General features: G+C 36.7%; 1 protein-coding gene and 1 pseudogene. Both read right to left on the bottom strand.

Annotated features, from left to right (window positions below; translation table 11 throughout):
* Window positions 1-174: 174 nt before the first annotated feature.
* A pseudogene (locus MUW74_RS01635) lies at window positions 175-525 on the bottom strand (ankyrin repeat domain-containing protein); the annotation flags it as partial.
* 27 nt (window positions 526-552) lie between these two features.
* On the bottom strand, window positions 553-1245 hold the full coding sequence (locus MUW74_RS01630; protein WP_243517589.1) for a hypothetical protein: 693 nt from the start codon (window positions 1243-1245) through the stop codon (window positions 553-555).
* Window positions 1246-1768: the final 523 nt, after the last annotated feature.

Genomic DNA, 1768 nt, shown 5'->3' with positions numbered 1-1768 from the left:
AGCTTTCAGCCACTTTTTTCATCAGCGCTTGATTTTTTGGTTACTTTTTTATCAAGAAAAAAGTAAGTTAAAAATACATTATTTACCAGTCGGCTGAACGGCTACAATAATCCATGAAATAGGATCCTTAAATTGAGGAAATTGATCGCTCAGCTAGTTGGAATCTAATCTTGATTAGTGTGTTATGTGCTCCTGACATGGCTTGTCTTTCTCTACTTCATCCAATTTTGCTATAATAGCAGATTTTAGCTTGTCATTTATTTTAGACTCTTTCGTCATACTTCGGACATCTTCACCATACGAATTTTTGATACATATATCTGCCCCATTGTTTATGAGAAGACTAACTTTTTCTTCTTGTTCTTGAGGATCATCAAGATTAGCTAATACTAGCATCATTAGGGCTGTAATGTTATCATTGAATTGTGCATTCACATTTGCTTTTTTCTCTTTTATTAAATACTCGCAAGTTTTTATGCTTGCGCGTATTATTGCATGCATCAATAGCGTTTGACCGTCTTTATCTTTTGCATTTAGGCCGCCTTTACCAACCTAATACTTTACCCTGTCTAGTGACCAATGATTCGACCCAATGTCTGCCAGTATTTTTTCACTTAAGACCATAGGATCTGCTACCTTATTATCAGGTGCATCTGTAGTGGTCGTAGTAGTTGTAGTAGCCATAGTACTCGTGCTCGGATCGGTCGATGTAGGATTAAGATCTGATACTGGTACTGTTACTGTTACGGGATTGTAAAAGGGGGCTGTAGCAGTGGTGGTACTTGTGGTAGTCGTACTTGGATCCGTGGATGGCTCATTACCATATTTTTCTTTACCTGCTGTTAGCATATCCTCGATCGTATCTGTATCTAAATGGTCAGAAGGCACGTTGCTTACTGGCTTGTGAGGTGTCTTACCAGTTGAGATGGGTGGTAGGGGGGTAATTAGACTTCCATTATGAGGACCCATTGCATTTGACTGATCTGGAATAAGGAAGCTAAGCCAATACGTTACGAAAACAGCACCCGATCCAAAGGAGATCAGCATTAAACTTTTACCGGGTAGGTTCATTCTATTCCAGATTCTTATCAAACCTGAACAGTACCTACTATCATACCTCCTATTCTCTAATATAGATAGGCCACCTATACCCAGTTCTTTCCTTGTATGGATACAAGCAGATAGGGTATTTAAAATTAATAGTCCAGCCAGTAGGCTTGCTCTGTAGCGTCTATATGTGTTCATGCTATTGATATTTAATAAATTATATGTAGTGGTCACCCAGTAGCATAGCTTAGATAAGCAGGCCATAGGCTATTCATATTCTTTTATCTGCTTCACTGTAATAAGGGTCAAAAAGTTTGAAGTAGGGGCGTAATAGAAAAAAGAAATTTTTTTGACCACTTGAAATTAACCTGTAATGAATTATTAAGAAAAAATAAATAGAATTGCAAATAAATATGAACTATTTGCCAGAGCAGTCTGGCAACGTACGCAAAAAACACCCCTTATAAAATAACTGCTGAGGGCTTTTTGGGTCCACTTTTTGATCAAGTCAACAATGGTATAAAAATTGTTTCGGATTGGAAATCAATAAAATATTAGCCTTACGTTCAGGTCATTGCGTGAGCAGATACTAATTGTATCTGTTCATGACATTGGTAAAAAATAAATTTTTATTGTTACTTTTTTCTTGATAAAAAAGTAGCTTTCAAAAATTCATTTTTTACCAGTGTCATGAACAGATACGTTGACTTAGCTTAACCCT

The sequence above is a fragment of the Candidatus Cardinium sp. cBcalN2 genome (assembly GCF_022810445.1).
In the GTDB taxonomy this organism is placed as follows: Bacteria; Bacteroidota; Bacteroidia; order Cytophagales; family Amoebophilaceae; genus Cardinium.
Note: the sequence above shows the minus strand (reverse complement) of the source record. Positions and strands in the feature narration are given on the sequence as shown.